Annotated in this window: 26 protein-coding genes; 17 read left to right on the top strand and 9 right to left on the bottom strand. The window is 38.2% G+C overall.

All coding sequences use genetic code 11. The features are described 5' to 3' along the window. Positions 1–81 precede the first annotated feature (81 nt). The 3 genes from IRQ78_RS13505 to IRQ78_RS13495 all read left to right on the top strand — a co-directional run bounded on the left by IRQ78_RS13505 (position 82) and on the right by IRQ78_RS13495 (position 3,474). Positions 82–651 carry a chitin-binding protein gene (locus IRQ78_RS13505; protein ID WP_194442483.1) on the top strand — a complete coding sequence of 190 codons (570 nt, stop codon included), beginning with the start codon at positions 82–84 and terminating at the stop codon, positions 649–651. 276 nt (positions 652–927) lie between these two features. After that, a complete protein-coding gene (locus IRQ78_RS13500) occupies positions 928–3,021 on the top strand; it encodes a S9 family peptidase (RefSeq protein ID WP_194442482.1) in 2,094 nt (697 codons plus the stop codon). Between the two features lie 51 nt (positions 3,022–3,072). Further along, positions 3,073–3,474: a hypothetical protein gene (locus IRQ78_RS13495; protein ID WP_054552309.1), complete on the top strand. Its 402-nt coding sequence runs from the start codon at positions 3,073–3,075 to the stop codon at positions 3,472–3,474. A gap of 58 nt (positions 3,475–3,532) precedes the next feature. Here IRQ78_RS13495 and IRQ78_RS13490 read toward each other — a convergent pair whose 3' ends face one another. After that, a complete protein-coding gene (locus IRQ78_RS13490; RefSeq protein ID WP_054552310.1) occupies positions 3,533–4,006 on the bottom strand; it encodes a Dps family protein in 474 nt (157 codons plus the stop codon). A gap of 364 nt (positions 4,007–4,370) precedes the next feature. On the opposite strand from IRQ78_RS13490, the gene IRQ78_RS13485 reads away from it, so the two are divergent. After that, entirely contained in the window at positions 4,371–4,580 is a 210-nt protein-coding gene (locus tag IRQ78_RS13485) for a hypothetical protein (protein ID WP_054552311.1), read from the top strand. A 4-nt stretch (positions 4,581–4,584) separates the two neighbouring features. Here the strand turns inward: IRQ78_RS13485 and IRQ78_RS13480 are convergent, their stop codons facing one another. After that, on the bottom strand, positions 4,585–5,190 hold the full coding sequence (locus IRQ78_RS13480; RefSeq protein WP_138599097.1) for a PGAP1-like alpha/beta domain-containing protein: 606 nt from the start codon (positions 5,188–5,190) through the stop codon (positions 4,585–4,587). A gap of 8 nt (positions 5,191–5,198) precedes the next feature. Then, the gene (locus IRQ78_RS13475) at positions 5,199–5,735 is read right to left on the bottom strand and encodes a YaeQ family protein (protein WP_054552313.1); all 537 of its coding nucleotides are present in this window, start codon (positions 5,733–5,735) and stop codon (positions 5,199–5,201) included. 300 nt (positions 5,736–6,035) lie between these two features. Between IRQ78_RS13475 and IRQ78_RS13470 the strand changes: the two genes are divergently transcribed. Together IRQ78_RS13470 and IRQ78_RS20805 are read left to right on the top strand one after the other, a co-directional pair. Next, positions 6,036–7,040 carry a tyrosine-type recombinase/integrase gene (locus tag IRQ78_RS13470; RefSeq protein ID WP_323741600.1) on the top strand — a complete coding sequence of 335 codons (1,005 nt, stop codon included), beginning with the start codon at positions 6,036–6,038 and terminating at the stop codon, positions 7,038–7,040. Positions 7,041–7,044: 4 nt separating this feature from the next. Beyond that, entirely contained in the window at positions 7,045–7,254 is a 210-nt protein-coding gene (locus IRQ78_RS20805) for a hypothetical protein (protein WP_323741599.1), read from the top strand. Here the strand turns inward: IRQ78_RS20805 and IRQ78_RS13465 are convergent. Then, a complete protein-coding gene (locus IRQ78_RS13465; RefSeq protein ID WP_194442481.1) occupies positions 7,251–8,165 on the bottom strand; it encodes a hypothetical protein in 915 nt (304 codons plus the stop codon). The genes IRQ78_RS20805 and IRQ78_RS13465 overlap by 4 nt on opposite strands. Positions 8,166–8,539: 374 nt before the next feature. Between IRQ78_RS13465 and IRQ78_RS13460 the strand changes: the two genes are divergently transcribed. Next, positions 8,540–9,196 carry an inovirus Gp2 family protein gene (locus tag IRQ78_RS13460; RefSeq protein ID WP_194442480.1) on the top strand — a complete coding sequence of 219 codons (657 nt, stop codon included), beginning with the start codon at positions 8,540–8,542 and terminating at the stop codon, positions 9,194–9,196. 189 nt (positions 9,197–9,385) lie between these two features. Here IRQ78_RS13460 and IRQ78_RS13455 read toward each other — a convergent pair whose 3' ends face one another. From IRQ78_RS13455 to radC, 4 genes are read right to left on the bottom strand one after another with little or no spacing between them, the layout of a single operon-like run. Beyond that, complete coding sequence (locus tag IRQ78_RS13455) at positions 9,386–9,625, bottom strand: hypothetical protein (RefSeq protein WP_036973951.1); 240 nt, start codon at positions 9,623–9,625, stop codon at positions 9,386–9,388. A gap of 53 nt (positions 9,626–9,678) precedes the next feature. Further along, on the bottom strand, positions 9,679–10,239 hold the full coding sequence (locus IRQ78_RS13450; protein ID WP_036973950.1) for a tyrosine-type recombinase/integrase: 561 nt from the start codon (positions 10,237–10,239) through the stop codon (positions 9,679–9,681). Positions 10,240–10,251: 12 nt separating this feature from the next. Continuing rightward, positions 10,252–10,671 carry a DUF2787 domain-containing protein gene (locus IRQ78_RS13445; RefSeq protein ID WP_194442479.1) on the bottom strand — a complete coding sequence of 140 codons (420 nt, stop codon included), beginning with the start codon at positions 10,669–10,671 and terminating at the stop codon, positions 10,252–10,254. 12 nt (positions 10,672–10,683) lie between these two features. Further along, positions 10,684–11,157 carry a RadC family protein gene (radC, locus tag IRQ78_RS13440; RefSeq protein WP_194442478.1) on the bottom strand — a complete coding sequence of 158 codons (474 nt, stop codon included), beginning with the start codon at positions 11,155–11,157 and terminating at the stop codon, positions 10,684–10,686. Between the two features lie 125 nt (positions 11,158–11,282). On the opposite strand from radC, the gene IRQ78_RS13435 reads away from it, so the two are divergent. The 9 genes from IRQ78_RS13435 to IRQ78_RS13395 all read left to right on the top strand — a co-directional run bounded on the left by IRQ78_RS13435 (position 11,283) and on the right by IRQ78_RS13395 (position 21,859). Continuing rightward, positions 11,283–11,459: an AlpA family transcriptional regulator gene (locus IRQ78_RS13435; RefSeq protein WP_194442477.1), complete on the top strand. Its 177-nt coding sequence runs from the start codon at positions 11,283–11,285 to the stop codon at positions 11,457–11,459. Between the two features lie 90 nt (positions 11,460–11,549). Continuing rightward, entirely contained in the window at positions 11,550–12,737 is a 1,188-nt protein-coding gene (locus IRQ78_RS13430; RefSeq protein ID WP_194442476.1) for a helix-turn-helix domain-containing protein, read from the top strand. A gap of 251 nt (positions 12,738–12,988) precedes the next feature. Beyond that, entirely contained in the window at positions 12,989–13,216 is a 228-nt protein-coding gene (locus tag IRQ78_RS13425; RefSeq protein ID WP_194442475.1) for a hypothetical protein, read from the top strand. Between the two features lie 119 nt (positions 13,217–13,335). Further along, positions 13,336–15,090: an AAA family ATPase gene (locus IRQ78_RS13420; protein ID WP_194442474.1), complete on the top strand. Its 1,755-nt coding sequence runs from the start codon at positions 13,336–13,338 to the stop codon at positions 15,088–15,090. 2 nt (positions 15,091–15,092) lie between these two features. Continuing rightward, positions 15,093–17,231, top strand: a complete 2,139-nt coding sequence (locus tag IRQ78_RS13415) for an AAA family ATPase (RefSeq protein ID WP_194442473.1) — start codon at positions 15,093–15,095, stop codon at positions 17,229–17,231. After that, positions 17,212–17,814, top strand: a complete 603-nt coding sequence (locus tag IRQ78_RS13410; RefSeq protein ID WP_194442472.1) for a class I SAM-dependent methyltransferase — start codon at positions 17,212–17,214, stop codon at positions 17,812–17,814. The genes IRQ78_RS13415 and IRQ78_RS13410 overlap by 20 nt, the downstream gene beginning before the upstream one ends. Before the next feature lie 11 nt (positions 17,815–17,825). Continuing rightward, the gene (locus IRQ78_RS13405) at positions 17,826–18,908 is read left to right on the top strand and encodes an HNH endonuclease family protein (RefSeq protein WP_194442471.1); all 1,083 of its coding nucleotides are present in this window, start codon (positions 17,826–17,828) and stop codon (positions 18,906–18,908) included. 186 nt (positions 18,909–19,094) lie between these two features. After that, positions 19,095–20,123, top strand: coding sequence for a hypothetical protein (locus IRQ78_RS13400; protein WP_194442522.1), 1,029 nt, complete (start codon positions 19,095–19,097; stop codon positions 20,121–20,123). A 20-nt stretch (positions 20,124–20,143) separates the two neighbouring features. Beyond that, a complete protein-coding gene (locus IRQ78_RS13395; RefSeq protein WP_194442470.1) occupies positions 20,144–21,859 on the top strand; it encodes a S8 family peptidase in 1,716 nt (571 codons plus the stop codon). Between the two features lie 186 nt (positions 21,860–22,045). Here IRQ78_RS13395 and dcm read toward each other — a convergent pair whose 3' ends face one another. Then, complete coding sequence (dcm, locus tag IRQ78_RS13390; protein ID WP_228482629.1) at positions 22,046–23,359, bottom strand: DNA (cytosine-5-)-methyltransferase; 1,314 nt, start codon at positions 23,357–23,359, stop codon at positions 22,046–22,048. A 72-nt stretch (positions 23,360–23,431) separates the two neighbouring features. Here dcm and IRQ78_RS13385 point away from each other — a divergent pair, with 72 nt between their 5' ends. Continuing rightward, the gene (locus tag IRQ78_RS13385; protein WP_194442469.1) at positions 23,432–25,105 is read left to right on the top strand and encodes an AAA family ATPase; all 1,674 of its coding nucleotides are present in this window, start codon (positions 23,432–23,434) and stop codon (positions 25,103–25,105) included. The last annotated feature ends 2 nt before the right edge of the window (positions 25,106–25,107 follow it).

Genomic DNA, 25,107 nt, shown 5'->3' with positions numbered 1-25,107 from the left:
TTTGCCTCAAACTAAAAAGTATTTATTTTGTACGGTTGTTAGATAATGCCTATTAGTTGTTCTTAGGGTGATACTTTGTTTATGCATACGTCAATGGCCTCCGGGAAGTGGTTGCCGATTGGTTGCTTGAATCATCATACCCAACTATTTGTTGGTGATAGGGTGATTGTGACCTTTTATGACATGCAAGGAGAGCTAGTCGATTTATCATTCGAATATCCAATAGTCAGTACGGATCAAGGTGAGCCTCATAATTGGCCGCGCTCCGTTGCTGAGCATATTAATGTGCATATTCCGCTAGTAAAAGCTGGAAAAATGACTGATCAAGGTTTAGTGGTAGCCTATCGCTCAAACCAAATTTATGCCCTAGAAGGCTCGGGTATTACGCATGTAAAAGTGGCGTTTAATTGTATCGCCAAGTGTGAAGAGCGAGTAAAAGATAGTCTGCAAGATTATGACTATATTTATCCTCAAGCATGCAACTATTACAGTGCAGGAATTAAGGTTTTACAACCTAAAACAGGCCATATTTATATGTGTAAACCATGGCCATTTAGCGAGTTTTGTCGTGTTAAAGATTCACACAACCCGCTATTTGAACCAGGTGTAGGAAAAAGCTGGGCTATGGCTTGGCAGCAAGTTTCACATTAAGAGTTTCCCCCTAAATGCTATTTTAGCATTGCTTAGCCCACTCAATTTGAGTGGGCTTTTTTAAATACCAACCCGCAATAATACTTAATCATTTTGAGGGATTAAACCTGTCGTTAACTGCGTTAAAAATTTCTCATTTAGAACAACTAAATAACGAAATTTTTGCCTTGTTATCAACGAGGTTTTATTGCCTCAAAATAGACTACTTAATTAAGCTGATTGGTATAATTCTGTGATAAACTGCCAGCAATTCGTTTTTTATTTTGGTTTTTTCTTGTGTCGTCAAATTCGTATTCTTTGTCTTTATTAGCGCATCCTCCTGTTGCAAAAAAACAGCCTCATCCATTAACTACTCATCAACTAACTCGCACCGATAACTATTATTGGATGCGTGATGATGAGCGTGAAAATAAAGATGTATTAGCGCACTTAAACGCCGAAAACGATTATTGCGATGAGCAACTCGCCGATATAAAACCACTGCGCGAACAATTATTTAATGAACTAAAAGACCGCATTGTAAAAGACGACAACACGGTACCCGTGAAAGATGGCCAATATTGGTATCACTCAGAAGTACGTGGCGACGATGAATATGCACGCCATTATCGCAGTAGCTCAATAGAGGCACGCGACAAGCACTTGCTGTTAGATGTAAATCAATTAGCTGGCGATTACGAATTTTATGAATTAGGCGAAGTTGCAATTAGCCCTGACGAGCAGCTACTTGCATACTCTGAAGACACTGAAGGTCGTCGTATTTATACCGTGCGTTTTAAAAATATTGCCAGCGGCGAGATGTTTAGTGATGTGCTGGAAAACACCGAAGGCCAAGTGGTGTGGGCTAATGATAATAAAACGGTGTTTTATGTGAAAAAAGACCTGCAAACCTTATTGGGTTTTCAGGTTTACCGCCATGTTTTAGGCACCCCGCAAGCTGATGATGTACTGGTTTATGAAGAGCAAGATAAAAGCTTCTTTATGGGGCTTGGCAAAAGCCGCGATGAAAGCCTGATCATAATTGACCTTGCGACCACAGAAACAAACGATACTTGGGTGCTTGATGCCAATAACCCAGAGGGTGAATTTAGCGCCTTAATGCCACGCGAAGAAGGTCATGAGTTCGATGTCGATAAGCTAGGTGATACCTTTTACATTGTTACCAACTGGCAAGCGAAAAACTTTCGCTTAATGACCGCGACGCAAAGCACCATTGCCGATAAAAATCGTTGGCAGGAGCATACACCACATCGCGAGAACGTATTGTTAGAAGGGGTCGAAATTTTCAATGACTACCTTATCCTCACCGAACGAGAGCTTGGCCAAACACGTTTTGTGGTGGTGGATCAGCAAGCAGGGCGTCTTACTTTAGAGTTTGATGACCCTTGCTATTATGCTGCTATTGCCATGAACCCTGAGCCGAATGTGAGCTCTGCGCGTATTTACTATTCAAGCTTAACGACGCCAGGTTCTTTGTATGATGTTGATTTAAAAACAGGTAACAAAACCTTATTAAAACAACAGCAAGTATTGGGTGATTTTAACCCAGAGCATTATCGCTCAGAACGTTTAATGGTTACTGCAAGAGATGGCGAGCAAGTGCCGGTATCTTTGGTTTATCGTATCGACCAATTTAATAAAGATGGAAGTAATCCGCTGTTGCAATATGGCTATGGCGCGTATGGTATTACCATCGATCCTAGTTTTTCAAGTAGCTCACTAAGCTTGCTTGACCGCGGTTTTGTTTATGCGATTGCACATATTCGTGGTGGTGAAATGCTAGGGCGTCACTGGTATGAGCAAGGTAAAAAGCAATATAAGCAAAATAGCTTTAGCGATTTTATTGATGTTACGCATGCGCTTACTGAGCAAGGCTATGCACACCCAGAGAAAGTATTCGCGTCTGGTGGCAGTGCTGGTGGCTTATTAATGGGCGCTGTGGTTAACCAAGCACCTGAGCTTTATTTAGGTATTGGTTGTCATGTGCCATTTTTGGATGTGCTAACTACTATGCTAGATGAGAGTATTCCACTGACGACCAATGAATACGACGAATGGGGTAATCCAAATGATCCTGCGTTTTATGATGTGATTCAGGCTTACTCACCGTACGATAATATTAAGCCACAGGCTTACCCTAATATTCTTGTTACAACAGGGTTTCATGACTCTCAAGTGCAATACTGGGAGCCAATGAAGTGGGTTGCTAAGCTACGTGAGCTTAAAACCGATGACAACATTTTGGTATTTAAAACCGACATGGATGCAGGTCATGGTGGTGCATCGGGTCGCTTTAAAAGCCTTGAAGAAAAGGCATTAGAAATGGCCTTTTTTATTGCTTTATTATCGAATAAAGGCTTAGATAAATAGGTAAATAAATTTTATAAGCGTAAACTTAAGTTGTATTTCAAAGGGGTAAGCATGTTTAAAGCCCATGGTGATTGGCGTTATTTTGTTGAGCCGCCGGTGATTTATGTGGAAATGAGTGGCAGTTTTAATAAAGAAGCCGTTGCTTCATTTAGTATTGAAGTTGCTCAAGAAATCATGAAGTACCCAGAGTTTTCAATTCAGTATGCTGTGGTTAATTTGGAACAATTTGAATTAGCAACTGCCGATAGTATTGAAACTGCTAAGGTTTACTTTCAGGCTGTCAAAGCACGAGGCTACAAACGCGTTGATTACATCAAAGCGAATATCATTGCCCGCAATTTATTAGAAACAGTTTGGTCTGGTGTCGAAATGGATATTAACTTTCACCAAGACGCTGAAAGCTTTTTTCAAATAAGACCCGAGTACGATAATTTAAGAAAGTGGTTAAAATAATACCTTCTGAATATAAAAAAGCCCTCAAGAGAGGGCTTTTCCGTGTCAATTCTGAATATTAACCTAGGTAAGCTTTTAACATCCAAACAAGTTTCTCTTGTTCTTTAATGTAGTCGCCCATTAATGATGCTGTACCTTCGTCATCTGCATCACCAGCTTGTGCTAAGATTTCACGCTGCATTTGAATAAGCGTGCTGTAACCTGCTAAAAGGTTTTCTACTGCAGCAGTGCCTTCAGTGATATTTTTAGCTTCACTGATCTTACTTGCTTCAATGTATTCAGAGAATGCATGTACCGGTGTACCACCTAACGTTAAAATACGCTCTGCAATCTCGTCTACTTTCTCAAGTAGTAAGTTATAAATTTCTTCAAATTTAAGGTGTAATTCAAAAAAGTTACGACCTTTGATATTCCAATGAAAGCCGCGTGCGTTCATATATTGAATTTGGTAGCAGCTTAGTAAAGAGTTTAGTGAATTTACGATATCTTCACTTTTTGCGCTGTTTAAACCAATTGCATTTACCTGTGACATAGATTGCTCCTTAAAAAAACCGTTAAGTGTTTACTTGCTAGTGCTTGGTGTTAAGTATTAGCCATCTTGGTTAATCTGTAAAATGGTTTAATTCGAACACAGTGATAGGTTTTACCTATCAAAGGTTGGTTTTGTCCATTTATGCACTATCAATATAACTTTGAATTACTTTTAATAGACTTGGGGCAACTGAGCAAAAAATCTACCTTATTTTACGAATATTTTAAAATTAGGCAGAAAGTATGATCTAAAACAAGGTTTGCACCTGCTGAGAAACACGCTGATTTAGAACTTGATTTAGGTCAAAAAAACAACGAACCAGAAGCGCATAATGACTTTACCGCATTTAACCAGGAGAAGAAAAATGGACGGTAAAACAGTTAAAGAAAACAAAGCTGAAATAGTCGTTGTCGTGATCGCATTACTTGCATTTGTTATCGGTTTGGTAGGTCATCTAGCAGGTGCTAGCTTCGCAAACTTTGATACCTTTGGCTATATTGCAGCACCTGTACCATTGATCTTAGGGATCATTGTTTTAATCTCATATAAAGTGGCTGCAAGTGCTGAAGATTAAAGTATCACTCACTTTGATTTATAAGCTTAATGATGTAATCCATCACTTGGCGTGAGTAGATCATACTGGTGTGACTCAAATGAAACACCTTATGTTCTGCCATGCCATTGAGCTTGGTTTCATCTATCAAAACTGTACCATCAGAGACACTGCCTTTAGCAATCAGTGGCATTAGCCCTATGGGTAAGTCACCAGCAATACTATAAAGCTTGGCATTAAACGGCCAATTGCCATTCTCAGATAATAGAAACTCCACGCTATTTTTTAACAGCATTTCAAAGCCCTTCAGCTGCATTTGTTTGGCAATATGGCTGCCTTTATGCGGGGTGCCTAAGGTGATCACCTTTTCGACATGGCGGCTTTGAAGAGAATTGGCCTCTAAGTAAGCGCGAGCAACCAAGCCGCCCATTGAGTGGCAAACTAAGGCGGTAGGTTTACCACCAATAAAGCGATCAATCTTATCGAAAATCGCCGCTCTATCGGGAGAGAGCGTGTTATAGGTCAAATTGAGTATTTTTAGTCCTGACTTTTCAAGACGCGCGCACAGTGGGCGCATCACAAAGCCTGACATATATAGTCCGTGTAATACTACAACTTGCCTAATAGCCATCGCATTCCTTACATTAACTGTTGCGGTTTAATTTCGATATTTGCTGTGTCTGAGCTAACCCATACTTCACCGTCTTGAATGGTAATAGTGAGCTTAATATTACGATCAGCTAAGTCGGCTAATGCCTGAGTCGCAGCATAATCGAGACTAAAAATACTTAAGTTTTTAAAATCATACAACTTAGGTTGATGTTTTTGCCACCAAATCGCTTGGTTATTTTCACCATAGGTATATAAAACAACTTGCTTCGACTTATTGCAGGCTTTTTTCAGGCGTTTTTCATCAGGTAAACCAAGCTCAACCCATAATTCAATTTCTTCGCTATAGTTAATGTGCCAAAGCTCAGGTTCATCATCGGCGCATAAGCCTTTAGTAAACTCTAAGCCTTCACGGGCATTTAGTGCAAAAGCCAACAAGCGGATCATCAAGCGTTGTTCGGTTTCTGATGGGTGTTGTGCCAGAGTTAAATTGAAATCTTGATAAATGTGGCGATCCATATCGCTTAACGATAATTGCGCTTTAATAATGGTTGATTTAAGAGCCATAACTGCTTACTTGAAAAAATTTGCGTCATTATAGCGCAATTCGTTGCCGAGCCAGTTAAAATACCGTGAAATTATCTTGTAGGAGTTAAAAATGGCCATCCAGTGGTTCCCGGGTCTACAGTCTTAGCTTCCATTACTTTCCATGCTCATTTCTAAACAAAGTTAATTTATTGAAATTAAATGTTTTTATTGCCATTCTTTTCCGCGGTCTTCCACCAGCTGCCAGATGCTTTAGTACCCACTAAAGTACCCATGGGTTCTAAAAGCGTATATACTGACCTAAATTAAGCAGGAGTTTATATGCCTAGGCCAGTAACTAAACTAACAGATAAGAAAGTTAAAGCAGCAAAGCCGCAAGAGAAAGAGCAAACTCTTTCAGACGGTGGCGGTTTGCAATTGCGTGTCTTACCCAGCGGTACAAAATCCTGGCAGTTTAAGTACAAAAATCCAGTTACGGGTAAATACAACAAAATGCCTTTAGGTATTTACCCAGATAAATCCCTTTCAGACGCAAGGGATGATGCCGCTGATAAAAGAAAGCTACTAGCCAATGGCATTGATCCAAAAACACATAAGTTAGAGAAGAAGAAAGAGGAAGTCCGTAAGCATAATAATACTTTTATCGCAGCTGCAGAGCTTTGGTTTGAGCGTAAAAAGCCTACTGTCACTGAGCAGCACGCGTCTCGTGAGTGGAAGACATTAGAAAAGTATGTATTTCCAAAAATGAAAAATATGCCTTTGGAGAGCATTACAGCACCAGAGACGATTGAAGTTCTTAGGCCTTTAGAATCTGACGGGAAACACTCAACAGTTAAGCGTATATGCCAGAGCCTTAATCAGATTATGGATTACTCTGTTAATCATGGCTATATACAAGCTAACCCATTAGCCAAAATTATTAAGGTATTTTCTAAGAATGTAGTAGAACATATGGCAACTATTAAGCCAGGTGAATTACCTGACTTCTTAAAAGCTTTATGGGGTGCGCCAAATATTCAAAATAAGACTAGGTTATTGATTCTTTGGCAGCTACACACCATGACTCGCCCAAAAGAAGCTGCTAGGGCTAAATGGGAAGATATTTACTTTGATGATAAAGTTTGGATAATTCCAGCTGAAGAAATGAAGCGCAGAAGAACGCATAGAGTACCTTTAACACCTGCTACGATAGCAATATTAGAGAAAATGAAGCCACTCAGCGGGCATCATCAATATATTTTCCCTAATGAACGTGATCCTAATGGCCATGCAAGTACTTATACAGTGAATGCAGCCATAAAGCGTAGCTTGGGCTATAAAAGATAAGCTTGTGGCTCATGGCCTTCGTTCTGTTGCGTCTACAGCACTACATGAGCGAGGCTACGATAGCCTCTTAATTGAAGCGTGCTTAGCACACGCAGATGAAAATGAAACTAGAGCGGCATATAACCGCTCAGATTATTTAGAGCAACGCAGGCCAATAATGAAGTGGTGGAGTGATGGCTTAGAGCGGTCTTTGAGGGTAGTTGATCTACCTTAGCCAAGTTGCTTTGAATGTTCTTTGTTAATTAATTGCTCAACTAGCTGACTTAGGGTTACGTTTTTAGCTTGAGCTAATTCGTCTAGTTTTAACTTAGTTTCTTCGTGTAACACTAAACTGCATGCTTTTTTTCCTTGTCTGCTATCGCGGTGCTTTTTTTGTTGCCACGCCTTATTAAAATCGATTGAAAAAAGTCTCTTAGCTTCAACTGTTGTTTTCCACGTATCAAATGCAGCATATATAGCTAGGTATCTTTCAGCTGTATTTGTAGGTGAAAATTGGTAAATCATAGGTTTGGAGCGATTAATATCTACTCTTTGCATGTACTCCCATGCCCAGAGGCACTGTTCATCGTTATCCTTCTTTAACCAAGAAAATGGCTTTCGGCTTTTAAATACTTGACTCCAAGTATCTTTTAGATAAGTAATTAAATCTAACTTCCATTGTTTATGTTGCGGGATGTAATCAAAGTATTTTACAACCTCATCAAATCTTTCCTGTGAGTTTGATGGGTTGTTTTTTAAACCTAGTTGGTTGTAATGAACAGCGAATATAAGTGGGTGATTTGGTGATTTGTTGATTGGATGATGAGGGGTAGATAAATATCTACATAAATAGATGGAAGCCCAGACAAAGTAACATGCACGCTCATCATCTTTAAACCAATTAAATTCATCTAAAGGCAATAGCTCCTGCTTGGCTTCATCAATTAAAGATAAAGCCATTTGGTCTTTTTCTTCTGAGCTAGCCTCTCTTGATGCAATAATTTGATTAATAATTTTTGCACCTTCTATGGGAGTCTCAAACCTCATAGGGAGTTGTACGCCTTCACGTTGGAGTACACGGAAGCACGACTCAATGAAACGTCTTTCTTTTCCCTCTATTTGGCTCACACCCTTAAATTTAGTCATAATTATGCTCTGTTACTAAGTAGTATTTAAAGTAGTCTTCAGTGTAGTTTGTTTAGTGACGTTATGGTAGTTATATAGTTTCCTTGCAGTGATTTTCATGTGGCTCAGATGCGTTAGGTGCTATGTTTTATATGGGGGGCAGGCGATTTTTGGCTAAATTATAACTTCAGAGTTAATTTAAATTTTTAAAGCAGCCCTAAGTAATGCTTTAGTGAAGTTAGCCGTTGTAAATTAAGGTGGCATTATTAGTGTAAATTTCGGTTTGGTAATATTAATTAGATTTAATAGTAACGAAGTAATCATCACAACAAATACAAATTAAAAAATACTATTCATCCACCTGATATGAACTAATGCTTATCAGGACAAAGAGAATGAATAATCCAACACAATACCCTGTAACTGCCAATCCTACCTACAAGCAATATCAAACACTCGCTAGAGACAATCAGCCTCTAGTTATTCCCTACTTAGATGCTATTGAGAAAGTCATGCTTGCTGCATGTGCTGAGCATAAAAGAACGTTTGCAGTGAGAATTGATTTAAGGTTACCTGCTCATTCAAATACAATTGATTTAGATTGTAATAAAGTTATTAAACGATTCATTGCTTCTCTTGCGGCGCAGATTAAAGCTGATACAAACCGTAAAACTCGTGAAGGTAGAACGCCACACCCTTGCAATGTTAGGTATATTTGGGCAAGAGAACAGAGCACTGCTCATCATCAGCATTATCATCTTGTTCTATTTTTTAACAAGGACCGGTATCACTGTACGGGTAAAATAAATGCAGAGAGTGATAATCTGTTTACTCGAATAGTTAAGGCTTGGGCAAGTGCATTGAGCTTACCTGTAGATGAAACTATGCAATTAGTTCATTTGCCTCAAAATGCTCATTACTACCTTGACGCTAATAACCCTAACTTTATTCAAGACTTCGATGCTCTGTTTTATCGGCTGAGTTACCTCGCAAAGCTCAATACTAAGCAATATGGTTCAGGGCAGCGTTGTTTTGGCTCTAGTCTGAGGTAATATTCAAATTAAGACCTGTGCTTCTCATAATTTGCTTTAACGAGGTTTTGAGACCTTCAACTAGCTAAGTAAGCTTAAACCCTTAGTATATAAGGGCTGGCAAGTTCTCAAAATACCATTATGAGAACCTAAAAATAAACGGTGTTATTACACTTTAAAAGAGTGCTCATTTAGAGCACTCGCATTTGACTAATCAAACAAACTAGCAATGCCAGCAACTATCCCTCCAGCAACAGCTAGAGGGACTGTAACAGGCGCAGACGCAACACCAGCACCAATTACTATTGCGCCAGATGTAAGTGCTCCAGCGGCTGCTCCGGAACCTATAGCCACAGCTGTTCTGCTTACGCTAGAGTCACTACTGCCAGTTATCTGTTTTGATAACTCATTACCGACTAAGCCGCACGAAACGGCTTTATTTAAAGACATAATGTTTTCCTTTTAGTTAAGTATCACGAGCACCAGAATGGCGCTGTTAGGGTTTATAGCTCTAGTTCTTCAAAGTCTTTGTCTATTTCCTCCTGTGTTATGCCTATGTAACGAAGTGTGGTTGCTTCGGAGCTATGGCGGAGCATTTTCATTACTCGGGCTATGTCATGGGTTTTCTGATACAAGTGATAACCGCGTGTTTTACGCATCGAGTGAGTCCCCAAATGAATATTTAGTTCTTCACCTACTAGCGCAAATGCTTTTGTGACAGCTCTGCGTGATAGCGGTCTAGGCTTTGAATTGATTGCTTGTTGATTGCGGTATGATTGAAATAAGTAGATGTGATGTGGATGAGTTAGTTTAATTTCGTTGATCAAGGTAAGCGCCTTATCATTTAGCTTTATTTCAGCTAATTTCGAGGTCTTTGACTCATAAATAATCAATCTATTGTTACTTATGTCAGTAAACTTCACTGCAAGTAAGTCAGATATTCTAAGTGCGAGATTTAAGCCAATATTCCATATCTGGCTCATTTGTCTTGAGCAACGCTTTTCTAGTAAATAGCTAACGAGCCTTACAGTATCAAGATCTTTAACTGCTTGTACTTCAGCCATAAAAACCTCCCTCTACTCAGTAGTAACAGTTACCTGATAACAACCTGTGTTGTAGTACTCAACAAAGTTTGAAATGAATAGGTCTAATAGCTCTTTACCTTCCTTAGCGTTCAACCAACCAGCTAAAAAGTGATAAACCTGCTTAATGCTGAAGCACACATCAATTTCTTTTATCAGTTCAGGGGTATGACGGCCCTGATACGAAAAGTCAGTAATATAAATAAGCTGCCAGCTGGTGGCCTTCTTTTCTAACCTAACCTCTACAGGGTGAAAGCCTCCAGCTTCAGGGCTGTAATCTGGATCTCTAAAGTTAAGTGTAACCGCCTTAGCTGTTCCTACAGAATCACCTCCATTAGCAACAGCGCTTACAATCACACCAATAAAAGAGTCAGGCACTTTTAAGCCTGCTACTTGCTCTATTTTTAACGCCATATTTAACTCCTTTTAAATTAAACCATGTTCAGCATATGAATACGTGCTCTCGCCAATGATGATGTGATCAAGCACTGATACATCAATTAGGTTAAGTGCCTGTTGAAGCTTGGTAGTAATAAGCTTGTCTGCTTGAGATGGGGTAGTAACGCCGGAAGGGTGGTTATGCGCTAGGATAACGGATGCAGCATTAAGCTCTAAAACCTCTTTGACAACTTCTCTTGGGTAAACGCTAGCAGCGTTAATAGTGCCTCTGAAGAGTTCTTTAAACTCTAGTATGCGATTTTGGCTATCTAAGAAAAGCACGGCAAATACTTCGTGCTCATGTATTGCTAGCTTATGTTTTAAGTACTCTTCGCAATCATTAGGGCTATTTAGTACACCATCTCTAAACTGCTTCTGAGCGATGATGTAGGCAGCAGCTTCTAGTATCTGTTTATCATTTACTGGATGCTTAAATTCATATAACGACTGTTGACCTTGCATTATTAATTCCTCTTGAGTGGTTTATGCAAGTTAGTGATGTATATGTGTAAGTTTTTCATTTGAGAGGCATAAAAAAATACTGCCCCCGGAAAGGTTATGTACTAATAACCAACCGGAGAAACTCCATGCGTTTAATTAAATTGAAAGAAGTAATGGCAAAGACATCACTGGGTCATTCGAGTATCTATAAATATATTTCTGAGGGTACTTTTCCTAAGCAAGTATCGTTAGGTGCTAAGTCAGTGGCTTGGGTTGAGTCAGAAGTGGATGATTGGATAATGGAAAAAATTGAGAAAAGGTAATTTTTAGCCTTTTCCAAAAGGGATTTATCTTTTAACTTAAGGCTATAAGTGTTGATATATTAGTTTCGGTAATTTTACAGGGATTTTGAAATGTCTATTCGGTTGTGGTTAGAAAAAGGCTTAAAAGAAAACAACTTAACAGTAGCTGGGTTAGCTAGAAAGTCATCTGTGTCGGTGTCTACATTGTATAGGTTGAAGTTGTATGATTATCGATTTCCAAGCTCTAAAATAATGCAAAAGTTAGAGAAAGTGCTGGGAGTATATAGTAAGGAGGAGTTTAAGTTAGGAGAAACACTTACATGGCACTTTACCGATGACTATGAGGAGGTGCCTATTGAACAACTTACTTTGAATAAACAAAATCATCGGTGTGCAGTATGTCAAACGATTCTTGATGGTAAAAAAACAGAGTGTTTTATCATCAATCTACACCGAATGAAAAACTATCCCGAAGGTGCTTCTCGAGAAGTCTATGCTGATGAAATAGATACTGAAGAGCCTTATGTAGTTACGTGTGAAGATTGCTCGCATGTATTTGAAGAGGTGATGAACTATACGTACCCAGAAATGTTAAAAATAATTATGGCGCCAGGGCCGTCACCTATTACATTTTTTTCTAAAGAGCTAAACAAAGATGTTGCTATAACGAATCAGTCGCTACTTGCTGAAAGGCTTCATGTTAATCAATCAACAATATCGAGAATTATTAGTGAGAAGAGAAAAAAACGAGAGAGTCAATCTTACAGGAGCTTTAAAATAGATCTTATCGGCTGTAAGTTAGCAATAAGTATACACGTTTTATGCGCGGAAAGACGTTTGGAACAGTCGTTTGAACCCGGTGATATTCTAGATAAGACTATTTCCAAATCTCGCCTAAGAAGGGAACTAACAGAAAATTTTAAATACCCTGATGATCACCTTATCAGTGATTACGCACAAAAAATAAAAGGTACCGACTTTACTGTGAAATGTGACCTTATGGTTTTGGATGAACAATTCGAAAAATTAGCAGCATGCTTTATCGCTGATATTACAAACGAAAAGTCAGAACATGCGCATTGGTTAGATGCATTAGAATCAGTGTCTAGAAAAGAATATATCGGCTTGGCTCTTTGTATGAGGGTTAAATTTATAATTATCCAAGTTATTGATAGTAGCAGAAATACTTTGTTTCCTCTATCAGAGCTTATTATTTATGAAATTCACCAAGCCAATTATCAAATTACGATTTCGCTCTCTGGTTTTAGAGAGTTTACAGAGCCAGACAATTATTATTAGTTATACTTATAAATATTTTGATTCAAAGAAATCTTTGTGAGGAGTCAAATTTAATGGTGATGCATCTTTTTGTGCATAAACTGGTTTCTTTTTGTGCATAACTAGCTTCTACGATAATTGAAGTTTTATATTGCGCATAAATTTAATTTTATGTTGTCATGCTCATTTTTAGAGCCTAACCTGTTTACATCAACCGCAACCATGCGGATCCAGTGAGTCTTTGGCTAAATTTATTGATGTGAGGTAAGAGTATGATGAACCAACTTTCCTATACAACTAATAGTAACTATGTGCGCTTAGTTATGCAGGTAAATACTCAAGAAGGCTTCAGCATTGAGTGTATTGAAGGGCTCCTTGATATTGCACTTGCAAATTATCAGCTACTTACCAAAAAACATGAATTGAACTTTTCTAAATTATTAGAAATTTGGGAAAGAGATTGCTCTCATACTTTACCCTGTTGGAATCTGGCCGCCTAAGTACGGCTTGACTTAAGCGTATTAAAGTCTTCTAGCTCTCAGTTAACCGAAAGAGCTTATATAAATTTCTTAACTTTTCTATTTTGGATGTTATCAATTAAGGTAGCAAGGGGATCTCTATGCCTAAAAGTAAACAAAGCTCAGATCTATTTACGTGTTTTTTTGATTCATTGGGTAGAAAGTATATGCCTGACTGGGTAGAGAATGCACTTGATGAAGCTTATACTTTTTTTTCAAAAGCAGGTGAGGAGCACCTCCATGCTTCCGTCAGCATACCTTTCACAAATATGGATATGAGAGGTGTAGAGGCATTCATTCTATTGGGAGTAAAAAATCTTGAAAGCTGGTACATCAATGAAAGGGGGCTTTCTAATAGTCGAAGCTTACAAGCTGAAATTATCATCAATACTAAATCTCTTACCAAAATAGTGGCACAGCATTACAAGGTCTATGATCAACGTTTATTTTTCCAACATGTGAGGGAGTTTGCTGATTCTCTTAGACATCAGTTCGAAATAGGATACTTTTCAGACTTCAGTGAGCTATTAGGTAAGTTTGTAAGCTTGTTGATTAATGAGGATTTAAAAAGTAAAAACTGGGACCTTGATGACGAACTAACAAGCTCAATACTTGATAGTTTAAAAGATTGCAGCTCAACAGATTTGCTTAACTCTTCTGATGCAAACCAGATACAGGGAACACTTGAATATTATCTAGATGATGATTGGCTTGAAGAAGGGGCAAAAAAACTAGCTGATAATCAATCAATACTTGAGCTTGAGCCCTCAAGGGCTGATCCAATTTTCATTAAGTTAGCAGATCTCACTAACAGTGATGCCTCAGATGCAAAGCAGCTATTAGAGCAGTTAACTTTTATGTCTTTAGGGAAGGGGTTTCAAACGAATAGGTTTAATAAATTCCCCTCTCTAGTTGAAATAAAAAAAGATAACTCTAAATTACCAAAAATCAATAAAGAGCTTCTTCTTGCGGGCGTTTATGGTTCACCTATTGTCATGGAAAAAATCGCCTTGGAAATGGGAGTACCTACCCGACAAATAAGGTTTCCGAGGGATGTAATTCTAGCGAGGCAAGCTCTTAAAGAGACTCCAATGATGAATAAAAGCTTTCATCATTGTGGGGTTGAGGCAACATTCTTTCATCATGCTCAGAGCTTTAAAAGTGAAATTCAGATAGATAATACTGACAATGAACTTAATGAATTATTTTTACAAAAGGCACCTCACGCACCAGTAACCATTAACTATTCATTGATTATTAAATGGCTACAAGAATATCAAAAGCCACTGAGTGCTCAGCTTGCTAGGAAAAAATCAAATCGATTAAAAAACTTTCTTGCTGAAAAGGTTATTGGCCAGAAGTGTGCAATAGATATCGCAGCTGATCTTTACTTTGGTTCAATTCATCCAAATCAATCTTCATCGAGTTTAAAAGTTGAATCATTGATTCTTTTAGGAGCGTCTCAATCTGGAAAAAGTCTACTCGCAGATAGTTTTTCGGAGGCTCTGAATTTTATCGATGAAGGGGTAGGGTATGAGTCATTATTTCTACCAATGGAAAGCTATTCTGATTCAAAAAGTGTTTTGAAGTTAATTGGTTCAGGTTCTCAATATGTAGACTCTGCACTTGGCTACTTAACATTAGCTGCTGAGTTAAATCCGCGAATGTGTTTTGTTTTTGAAAACTTTGAGAAAGCTCATTCTGTTGTTCAGGAAGCATTACTAACTCTTTTAGACTCTGGTGAGCTACCAGATAACACATCAAATAGACTGGTTAATTTTAAACAATGCTTTTTTTTGTTTACTACTTCGGTGGGCTCTTCTCAGTTTTCAGCTATTGAACAAGTTGGGGTGTAATTATGATTGATGCGAAGTCTTTATTAAAAGGTAAAAATGGAATTTCAGTAGAGCTTTCTGAGCGGTTGATGGCGGGTCATGTTGCTGTTTTTTCGCCTCTTAAGCCTCTTGAGTTACTGCAAATCGCTGATCAGCGAGTTCAAATCTTTACTAAAGAAAATAAAGAGCATGTCTCATTACCTTTAAATATGTCTGAGTTTGTCATAGAGAGTCTTGGCAAAGACTGTTACGCCAGAAATATTGATTCAGAATTTGAAAAGATGGTGCTTAGGTATGAATCTCTTGTCTATGACGAAGTGGATGAGTTAGTTGACATTATTAAAATTAAAAGAGCGGTGCCTGTATTAAACGAAACAACTTATATTTTGAGCACACAACCAAACGATTGGTTTATAGAATATTTAAGTTTAGAAATAAGCGCATTTCATCATGTACAAAATTTTATGTTGGAAGAAGTGAAATGTTCTTCTTTATTACTAGATTTGAATAGCGCAGACCCTGAATATTGGCTTACAGAGCTGGATAAAATTGATTTGAACCGCTTAGGTGTAGTCGGTTTTACCCATTTGGGTGGAGCAGAGGAATATAAACAACTAGCATGTATTGGCGTTAAATTGATCGAATCTAATAACGTAGATATTGGCGAATTAAGTTTATGTGCAAACCATAGAACAGATGTCTTAAGAAATCTAAATGATAGAAGACGTCGCTTTTTACAAACTATATATAATCCTAGCGTAAAGTTTGACAATGGTGTTGCTGTAGTTGAAGTGCCTGCACCAGAGTTTCAAACATCATTTGATCCTAATGATTTTGATGTGCCTTTCATGGGTCTCCACCAAGCTAGATTTGGCTTTTCTAAAGTTGTCGGAAATGAAAAACTAAAAAGCCAAATGCGTCTTATTAGAGAGCAATTTAAAAGTAAAAATATTAGCCAAGATAATATTCCTAAGGGGTTGTTATTTTCAGGTCCTCCAGGGACAGGTAAAACATTCATGGCAGAGGCATTTGCCCATGAATTGGGGTTGTCATTTATTGTAATTAATGGAGCCGACGTGGTTTCGCAAGGGTGCGCGGTTACCAATATTAAGAAGTTATTTGAGGTAATAAATAAAATATCACCTTGTTTAGTCTTTTTTGATGAAGCAGATAGCTTATGTAGAGCTAGAAATGAAAATAACCCTGTCCATAGCTTAGCTGTAAATACCTTACTAGCTCAAATGGATGGTGTTACATCTAGTAATAATAGCTGTATTTTTATAGCGGCGACTAATCATCCTGAGTTACTTGATCCAGCTCTTTTACGAGCTGGTCGTTTTGAGCGTGAAGTGCGTTTCACTTACCCTACAGAAGACGAGCGTTTACAAACCATTCAAGTCCAATCAGAGCTTTTTGAGACTAGGCTGTCACAAGAAGAGTGCAGAGTATTAGCAAGTTTGACTGCTGGACAAACCCATAAAGCGATTCAAAATATTTTTCGAGATGTCGTTGTTTACTCAAATGATACTAGCCAAAAAAGTATCTTTAACCTGCTGTTGGTCACACTGCTAACAAATTTAAGCTCTGGTTCTACTAATGAGCATGACTTTAAAAGTAAAAAGCTATTACATGTAAAAGCAACCCATGAGGCTGGGCATTTTATTGCTATTAAATCGCAATTTCCTAGTGCTAGCGTCAGAATGATTTCAGGGAAATATGGTGTAACAGTGTCTGACGAGCTCGATAGTTTAGATATCTTCACGAAAGAGAGACTCAATAAAGAGTTGATTATTCTGTTAGGAGGAAGAGCTGCTGAGGAAGTGATGTATGGAGAAGAGCAAGTCAGCCATGGGTCATCGGATGATATGAAGCGCGCTACCAGTATGGCAAAGCAGGTTTTGGTTAGCCTCGGAGCAATTAGTCAGTGCGAGGGCGTTGATGTCAGTCAGCTTAGAACATTTGAAGGAAAAGTTGACCAAGAAGCGAATAAAGTTGTCAATACTGCTTATCAAGAAGCAAAGAGCTTAGTTAATAAATATAAAAAGGGAATAGAGCAAGTTACTGATATGCTCTTAAATGACGATTATATTCTCGAATCTTCATTAAATTTTATCGAACTCGAAAAACAAGGAGACAGTGTTTATGCGCAAAGGCTGCACTAACGTTAATTCCATCTCGTACTACGAGAATAATTCAGGAGCATTTATAGAGCAGACAAAAGCTCTTGATATGAGTGAAATATATAGCCGTTTTTTACGACATATTAGGCCGCAAGGGTTAATTTTAGATGCAGGGTGTGGAGCTGGTAGAGATATTTGTGCTTTTCGAAGCAAAGGCTATGAAGTTGAAGCTTTTGATGCCTCAGAAAAAATGGCTTTGTATGCGTCAGAATACAGTGGAATTCAGGTCAGAACTACTTCTTTCTTACAGTTTAATACAAAGAGTAATTTTGATGGAATTTGGGCATGCGCTTCTTTATTACATGTAAAAGAAAGTGAGATAGAAGGAACTATTAATCACTTAGCACTATTCCTAAAGAAACAAGGAGTATTTTACCTATCCTTTAAACTTGGTGATGGTGAACGCCAAGATGGGGATCGTCTATTTCTTGATATGACTGAAGTACGCTTAAGAAAAATAATAAAGAAGTTAATAAATTTAAAGTTAAAAGAGCTCTGGATAACTAAAGATGTACGTGGGGAAGAGCGCCCAGCTTGGCTAAATATTATTTTATATAAAGTGTAGGAGATTTATTTATGAAGCAAGGTATCAAGAAAGCTAGCATTGCTGAATACATCGGCGACAAAAACCATAGTGAAAGTTTGAGAAGTTTAAGAACTATTACTTTGTTTGGAAAGAATGTGGCGACGTATAAATTTGCTTTAGCTCTTGCTCTTCTAAAGGTAGAGTCAAATCAATCCACAATGAAATTCGCAGATCTTCAAGAAAGCTTCTTGAAAGAATTTCTCCTTCATTATGAAGAAGTTCCTCAGCAATTTAGTAGCGGAAAACCAACCAGAATTACAGAAGCTTGTGATCTTTATATTAAAGCAGGGAAAACGCATTCAGCTTTTGAAGTTCTTAAAGAGAGTACCGCTGCTCTATGGCATAACTATGTTTTTGATGCATTTCATAATGTTGGAGGGGGTACTATTGATGATAAGTGGTGGCTATTCGAGCATGACTCTAATAACAAGTCTCTAGTACTCACGGATAGGCTACTTGAACTGCGAGAAAGTTCATTTGAAAAAGAAATAATGATTAATGAAATATTAGCTCGTTGGTCAATTGTGCAATCAGCTTGGGCTTATGGTGTATCTACAAATCTTGTGACTCACTCAGAAGCAGAAGGACTTGTAATCTCGTCTCAAAATGGCAGTAAAAGAGTTAGCCTTCGTAGCGCTTTAGGAGCCCTATTACCCTACCAGAAAGGGCGATGCTTCTACTGTGATGCTCTGGTTGATAAAACTAGTCAGAGTAGTGAAGATTTATTTCCCGATGTAGATCATTTCTTTGCTCACTCCTACATTTCAGGACTCAAGACGGAGGGAAATAAAAGAGCTTTATCTATAAATAAAGACGGTATTTGGAACTTAGTAATTGCATGTAAAGCATGTAATAGAGGAGCCAACGGTAAATTTGATAGCCGGCCGCCGCCTCAGTTTTTTGAAAAGCTAGTAAAACGAAATATGTTGTTTATTGAAGAACATAAGCATGCTTTTCGCAGTGGAGTATTAACGTCTTTAGGTGTGGAATCAAGTATGCAAATGCAAAAGAAAATGCATGATCTTTGGAATGGTTTCGAAATACGTAAAGTTTGGGTTCCCAAAGGTATTTAGGTAAGCAAAACCCTGCTTGATCGAAGTGTGTATTGTCGCTGTTTACATTAATACGCTTCTACAATCTTTCATCTCTTCTCGCAATAAAAAGCATTGTTCTGATTATGTTTTCATTAATCGGTAGGGCTTTTTATTGCCTGAAAAATATGATTTTCCACAAAATTGGTATTAAAAAGGTCTCGAACAATGAAACTAATAAAATTAATAGCAATACAGTTTGTATTGCTTTCACTAGTTGCTTGCGGAGGAGCAAGTGAATCTTCGGATACATCAAAAGATGTTGCTCAAGCCCCTGATGATAATAATCTGCCAGAGCCAGAGCCAGAGCCAGAGCCAGAGCCAGAGCCAGAGCCAGAGCCAGAGCCAGAGCCAGAGCCTAGACCGGAGCCAGAAACAATCACTTTAACGCTTGCTACAGAAACGGTTGAAATTGACGAGTTAGATTCGTACTCATTAGCAATGACTGTTGATTACACAGGCAGTAAAGAGCTTACTTACACAACCTCAATGGCAGCGCCTATCAATGCAACATTTGAAGACAGTACAGTGACTCTTGATGTGGATGACTTAGCTAAATGGTATATGCCAACTGACTACACAATTACTGTGAGTGATGGCGATGTATCAAGCTCAGCAACGTTAACTGTGCAACTAAACAACACTTCACTTGATGACAAAATCAGTCAATTAGAAGACGATATTGCTCTTTATACTGATGGTGAGTTCACTCAACCTTCTTATGAATTGATTAATATCACTGATTTTTTCTCTGTTCTTACTTATCGTGCTGGACTTGCGACAGCAAGCGAAGCGCAACAGTTAGTCATTGAATCAAGTAAAATCATTAGTGACAACAACGACAATACGTATATGTCGATATATGAAGTACGTAATGGTCTTAATGAGCTTAAAAGTAATGAATCGCTGAGTGAAAACAGTGTTGACGCATTAATGGCTGAATTTGACAGTGTTATCGTAGAGTTCACAGAGACCGCATTTGATTCGCTTGATGTTTATTCTTTGATATCACAAGGCTACATGCCTGAATTACGCGTTGAAAAACCGACTTTTAATGGTGATTCATTCTCTTTCTTTATCGGCAACCCGAAATTTGGCAGTTACGAAAATGGTACTGGCGTATGGCTGTTTGATAGTGAATTTGAATTCCTATCATCGCTAACTGTTCGCTATGGACAGTGTTCTTTAAATTTATAATCGCGAAAAAGGCCACAAACATGAAAACACGTTATAAACATATTTTTGCACTGACAGTCATGCTTGCAACTAGCTTTGCCATCCAAGCAAATTCAGACGTAGTGACACTCGTTGTTGTGAAAGATGCTAACTCACGACTAGAGTCAACCGCAAAAAATTACTCTCAGTCCGTACAGGGTATTAGCATGATCAGCGCTGAGCGCAACAGTTCACAATCAGAAAAGCTATCTTTGATTGATGCTCCTAAATCTGATGTGGAATACCAAATCGAGTTGCTTAAAAGCCAAGGCTTCAAAGTCGCTATCGATCATCCTATTTACCCTGAGGGTAAACCTGACTTTAACTCACTTGCTAAAGTTAGCAATAAAACACTATCTGCACTAACTGAAGGGCAAGCCGTCACACAAACAGTTACTTATAACGACCCTTACTTCGACAGTCAAACACACCTACACCCATTTAACGAAGACAACCTTGTGGGCAACAACTTTGTTGGAGCTTGGGGGTTAGGTGAACCACGTAGCAAAGCGCGTGTAGGTATTATTGACGGTGGATTCTTAACGGAAGGCTTTTTTCCTGATATGCGCCTTCCTGTTGCAGAAAAATCATTAACACATGATCGTCTCGGACAAACTGCGTGGAACACCGAAGAAGATATGAGTTGTGAAAATGGTCATGGTGCAGCGGTATATGGTGTTATTGGTGCCGTGAGCAATAACAATGATGGCATCTCAGGACTCGCCAATGCAGATATGGTTATGGCCCAAAGCCATTTATGCGGGAATAGTAGCTTGTATATTGTCTCTAAAGCAATCTATTGGCTCGCTGGTATTGATTACTTTAATATCCAAGGCTTGAGCGAACCTGTTGATATTATCAATATATCTTCAGGTGCAGAACTCGAATGTCCTTATTACATGCAAGATGCTATTGATGCTGCGACTGCTAAAGGTATTACAATTGTGACATCATCAGGTAATGACGCTAACGACATCAAAAACATGACACCTTCAAATTGTAAAGGCGTTGTCTCTGTCTCTAATATTGATGATTATACGGGTGATTTATACACAACATCATCTTATGGTGAAACCGTATCATTATCAGCAAAAGGCGTATCTGTCCCGTCTTTTTACAAAAATGCGAGTTCACTTGTGGCAAATTGGTCGGGTACGTCATTCTCTGCACCAATTGTGGCGGGTGCGTATGCTTTAGCTAAATCTCACGCTCCGTCATTATCGGGTTCAACATTGCGTAAACTATCAGAAAGTACGGCGCGAGAGCTTACTGGACCTGAGTGCTCACTGAAAGGTTGTGGTGCTGGTTTGCTTGATGCAAAAGCGTTTACTGAGGCTGCCATTGATCTACAAGAAAATGGCTTTGGTGCAATTGCACCCGCTTTATTATCAAATGAGAAATGTGATGATGAATTGTTTGCAACGGCAACGGGTATTCTTGATCGCTTATGTGCATCATCAGAGTTTACTATCACACCTCATTTTGATGATGGTAAAACAGCGTTTCGTATCATGAGCGCACCTATGAGTGAAGAAATCTCTGATACGAACACTCGAACATTATTAACAACATCAGATGTGAATTTTATCTTAAGCGACATCAATACTCGTGAAAATAAATATTTCTATCAACTGTGTGAAAAAGATGGCGAATGTGACGAAAGTACACTTTACCATTTTAATGTTGATGAGTTTGAACAGCCTAGTTACTGTAATTAGGTGTCTTGTGGTAAATAGTCCTGTGATGTCAAACGTTTGAGATTGCTGAATTTAGATAAGTTTTAGTCGGTAAGCTTCATTTCAGCATCCTTATCTGGACATAGAATTTAAAAAGCTAGGACGCTCTTTCATAATTATAATTCAAATTACGTGAGGAGCTTCAAAGCTCCTCACTTATAGGCTTATTTAAGAGGCTTTCTGAACTTCACAATAATCCCTAGCACTTCTCAGAGCGAGAGTGACTTGTAGTGCTAAAGCATCTACGACTTTCATGCAAACGGAATTGCCAAATTGTTTGTAAATCTGGCCTTGAGATACCGCATCTACAATATACTCTTCAGGGAAGCCTTGTAATCGAGCGCATTCTCTAGGTGTTAACTTCCTAGGGCGTTTACCTAGCTCAGATTGATCAATTAGTATCTCAGAACCATCTTTATAGTAGCGCGCACTTATTGTATTTGTATATTCACTTTCAGCATTGAAAAGTGAATAACCAAAGCCATTTCCTTTCGTTTTATGTTCTTCTTTTCTCCGCTGGTGGCCAGCCCAAAGCTTTTCAGATATCGTGAATTTATCATCACTCGGTGCTATTTCACTTAAATCTTCTAAAATATCACCTACTTTAGTTGGTGTTTTAGGAGGCGTAGGCCATTTAAATAACTCATCAAAATCACATCCATCAAATTGATTCTTATCAAATCCAACTATAAATACCCGCTCTCTATTTTGTGGGGCACCAAAGTCACCAGCTCTAAGTACTTTATAATCAACCCAATAATTTAGTTTCTCTGATAACGCATGTCGTGTTTCTTCACTTAGAGGTACGTCATCAGGTATTTCTAGGTCAAAATTACCTTTTAAAATATCTAAAATAGTTTTTAAAGTACGGCCTTTATCATGCCCTTGAAGCTGTTTAACATTCTCAAGTACAAAAGCTTTGGGTTTTTTTTCAGTAAGAATTCTTTGAATTTCGAAGAACATTGTTCCACGGGTATCATTAAAACCTTGCTTTAGGCCAGCTTGAGAGAAAGCTTGGCAAGGGAAACCACCTAAAAGTATGTCATGATCTGGAATATCTGATGCAGCAATTTGAGTGATATCACCGTTGGGCATTTCACCAAAGTTAGTTAAATATGTTTTTTGAGCAAACTTATCCCACTCAGAAGTAAAAACACAGTGCCCACCGAGTTTTTGGAAAGGCAACCTTATACCCCCAATCCCTGCGAATAAGTCTATGAATGAAAATTCAGACCGAGATAAAGGTTTCTGTTTAAATGGCGCGTTATCTAGATGTGATTTTAATTCTGACTCTAGATTGAGAATATCGACAAGCTTTTTTGAAGTCGGTTTGTGTTCACCTGTTTCCCACCCTCTAACTGTTCGTTCGCCAGTAGAGGCCATACCAAGTAAGTTCGCAAATTCAGTCCGGCCTAAACCTAAGCTTTCTCGTATACTTTTGATTTGACTTGCTATATCGTTATTCATTAAAACTTTACTCATGATGCTATTAAACTTGTCCGGTTTTAACCCCGGTGAATATAGCACTGTATAAATGATCAGGCAAGGGAAACAATGTTAAAAGATCTTTCTACATTACGTATTGAAGCAATAGAGAAGGTACAAGCTAATATTTTTAATGAAATTAGTTTATCAAGTACAGATAAAGAAAAAATCTATTTAGAGTTTATTAGCTATTTTAATAACTTGAATACAAGTCTCTTATCTGACTCTATAAAACTCGTAAATAAGAGCAAACAGACAGCATACATTCCCTTTAGTTGGTTTGCTCGTTTACAGCAATGTGTTGGTTTTATTGAAGGGTTAATTGAGTACCTAGCTGTTTTAGATGAAATTAAAAACGACTCTGGCATTGATCATAAAGTATTTGAATCGCTACCTTCTCTAAATTGGAAGTCAAAATTTACAAATGATGAGTTAGATAAGCTATATATTTTTCTGAATAATAACTTGAATGAAGAAGATATATCATTTTTTGAAGACTTCTTAGAGGGGCGTAGCTGGCTAGAAGTTAAGAATGAAGAGAAGGGAGAGTTACAAGGTCGAAAGCTGTCACGAAGAAATGATGAAATAATTGCCTCAAGTGTGATCAAAGTTTGTTCTCTCATCCAAGAGAATTCTGGAAAAATAGAGTTACTTATTGAGTTATTGAGTGAAAAGCCAAGCCTAAGAAAATTCCTAGAAAAAAAGAATACCATCCCTGATGGCGAGGTTCTAAGAAATACCAAATCCGTAGAAGATAAAAGCTTATTTCAATATAAATCTAATGCTGGTAAAGGTAGTAATAAGGTTTATTACGGCGCTCCAGGTACAGGAAAAAGCCACTGTATAGATGAAGTAACAGAAAACCACTCCCGTTATGTAACAGTATTTCACCCAGACACGCAATATAGTGATCTTGTAGGTGTTTTAAAGCCTGTTATGGTCGATGCCAATGGTGAAAAGAAGATTTCTTATAAGTTTAGGCCAGGGCCCTTCACTAAGGCGCTTATAGAGGCTCTAAATGATACTAATAAACATGTTTATCTTGTAATTGAAGAACTTAATAGAGCACCTGCAGCAGCTGTTTTTGGTGAGGTATTCCAACTATTAGATAGAAATGCGCAGGGCGAAAGCCAATATAAGATAGAGGTATCAGATCCCGATATGTTACTCCATATCAAGGAGCATCTAAATGAGCCTGATAAGTTTCATAAGCTTTACTTACCTTCAAACTTCTCAATTCTAGCAACTATGAATAGTAGCGATCAATCAGTCATGCCAATGGATACAGCCTTTAAGAGACGTTGGTTATTCGAATATTTACCAATAGATTTTACTAAAGCAGGTGATGGTAATTTTGAGATTGCACTTTCTGATGGTGAGAAGATAGAAGTGCCTTGGAAAGTATTTGCAGAAGTTGTTAATGATACTTTGTCTTCCTTACAAGTACCTGAAGATCGCCTACTAGGGCACCGCTTTGTATCTGATGATGAGCTTACGAGCATTGAGGAAGCCAATAATACATTAAAAGGTAAAATATTAGTTTACCTCTGGGATGATGTACTTCGTCATGGAAAGCGTGATGTGATTTTTAATACATCAGAAGTAAGCACTTTTGGTCAGTTGTCGCATAAATTTGGAGAAGGTGATCCTATTTTCTCCGAAACATTTGAAACTAAACTACAAGAGAAGTTAAACAGCGCACAAAAAGCCCAAGAAGTGGCCGCAGATGAACAAGCAGAATAGAT

The sequence above is a fragment of the Pseudoalteromonas simplex genome (genome assembly GCF_015278155.1).
GTDB lineage: Bacteria > Pseudomonadota > Gammaproteobacteria > Enterobacterales > Alteromonadaceae > Pseudoalteromonas > Pseudoalteromonas simplex.
This window is presented reverse-complemented; position numbering and strand designations above follow the sequence as displayed.

Bases quoted from the DNA above. Each gene is read 5' to 3' on its own strand.
- IRQ78_RS13505 (WP_194442483.1), top strand. From the start codon at position 82: ATGCATACGTCAATGGCCTCCGGGAAGTGGTTGCCGATTGGTTGCTTG.
- IRQ78_RS13495 (WP_054552309.1), top strand. From the start codon at position 3,073: ATGTTTAAAGCCCATGGTGATTGGCGTTATTTTGTTGAGCCGCCGGTG.
- IRQ78_RS13490 (WP_054552310.1), bottom strand. From the start codon at position 4,006: ATGTCACAGGTAAATGCAATTGGTTTAAACAGCGCAAAAAGTGAAGAT.
- IRQ78_RS13485 (WP_054552311.1), top strand. From the start codon at position 4,371: ATGGACGGTAAAACAGTTAAAGAAAACAAAGCTGAAATAGTCGTTGTC.
- IRQ78_RS13480 (WP_138599097.1), bottom strand. From the start codon at position 5,190: ATGGCTATTAGGCAAGTTGTAGTATTACACGGACTATATATGTCAGGC.
- IRQ78_RS13475 (WP_054552313.1), bottom strand. From the start codon at position 5,735: ATGGCTCTTAAATCAACCATTATTAAAGCGCAATTATCGTTAAGCGAT.
- IRQ78_RS13470 (WP_323741600.1), top strand. From the start codon at position 6,036: ATGCCTAGGCCAGTAACTAAACTAACAGATAAGAAAGTTAAAGCAGCA.
- IRQ78_RS13465 (WP_194442481.1), bottom strand. From the start codon at position 8,165: ATGACTAAATTTAAGGGTGTGAGCCAAATAGAGGGAAAAGAAAGACGT.
- IRQ78_RS13460 (WP_194442480.1), top strand. From the start codon at position 8,540: ATGAATAATCCAACACAATACCCTGTAACTGCCAATCCTACCTACAAG.
- IRQ78_RS13455 (WP_036973951.1), bottom strand. From the start codon at position 9,625: ATGTCTTTAAATAAAGCCGTTTCGTGCGGCTTAGTCGGTAATGAGTTA.
- IRQ78_RS13450 (WP_036973950.1), bottom strand. From the start codon at position 10,239: ATGGCTGAAGTACAAGCAGTTAAAGATCTTGATACTGTAAGGCTCGTT.
- IRQ78_RS13445 (WP_194442479.1), bottom strand. From the start codon at position 10,671: ATGGCGTTAAAAATAGAGCAAGTAGCAGGCTTAAAAGTGCCTGACTCT.
- radC (WP_194442478.1), bottom strand. From the start codon at position 11,157: ATGCAAGGTCAACAGTCGTTATATGAATTTAAGCATCCAGTAAATGAT.
- IRQ78_RS13435 (WP_194442477.1), top strand. From the start codon at position 11,283: ATGCGTTTAATTAAATTGAAAGAAGTAATGGCAAAGACATCACTGGGT.
- IRQ78_RS13430 (WP_194442476.1), top strand. From the start codon at position 11,550: ATGTCTATTCGGTTGTGGTTAGAAAAAGGCTTAAAAGAAAACAACTTA.
- IRQ78_RS13425 (WP_194442475.1), top strand. From the start codon at position 12,989: ATGATGAACCAACTTTCCTATACAACTAATAGTAACTATGTGCGCTTA.
- IRQ78_RS13420 (WP_194442474.1), top strand. From the start codon at position 13,336: ATGCCTAAAAGTAAACAAAGCTCAGATCTATTTACGTGTTTTTTTGAT.
- IRQ78_RS13415 (WP_194442473.1), top strand. From the start codon at position 15,093: ATGATTGATGCGAAGTCTTTATTAAAAGGTAAAAATGGAATTTCAGTA.
- IRQ78_RS13410 (WP_194442472.1), top strand. From the start codon at position 17,212: ATGCGCAAAGGCTGCACTAACGTTAATTCCATCTCGTACTACGAGAAT.
- IRQ78_RS13405 (WP_194442471.1), top strand. From the start codon at position 17,826: ATGAAGCAAGGTATCAAGAAAGCTAGCATTGCTGAATACATCGGCGAC.
- IRQ78_RS13400 (WP_194442522.1), top strand. From the start codon at position 19,095: ATGAAACTAATAAAATTAATAGCAATACAGTTTGTATTGCTTTCACTA.
- IRQ78_RS13395 (WP_194442470.1), top strand. From the start codon at position 20,144: ATGAAAACACGTTATAAACATATTTTTGCACTGACAGTCATGCTTGCA.
- dcm (WP_228482629.1), bottom strand. From the start codon at position 23,359: ATGAGTAAAGTTTTAATGAATAACGATATAGCAAGTCAAATCAAAAGT.
- IRQ78_RS13385 (WP_194442469.1), top strand. From the start codon at position 23,432: ATGTTAAAAGATCTTTCTACATTACGTATTGAAGCAATAGAGAAGGTA.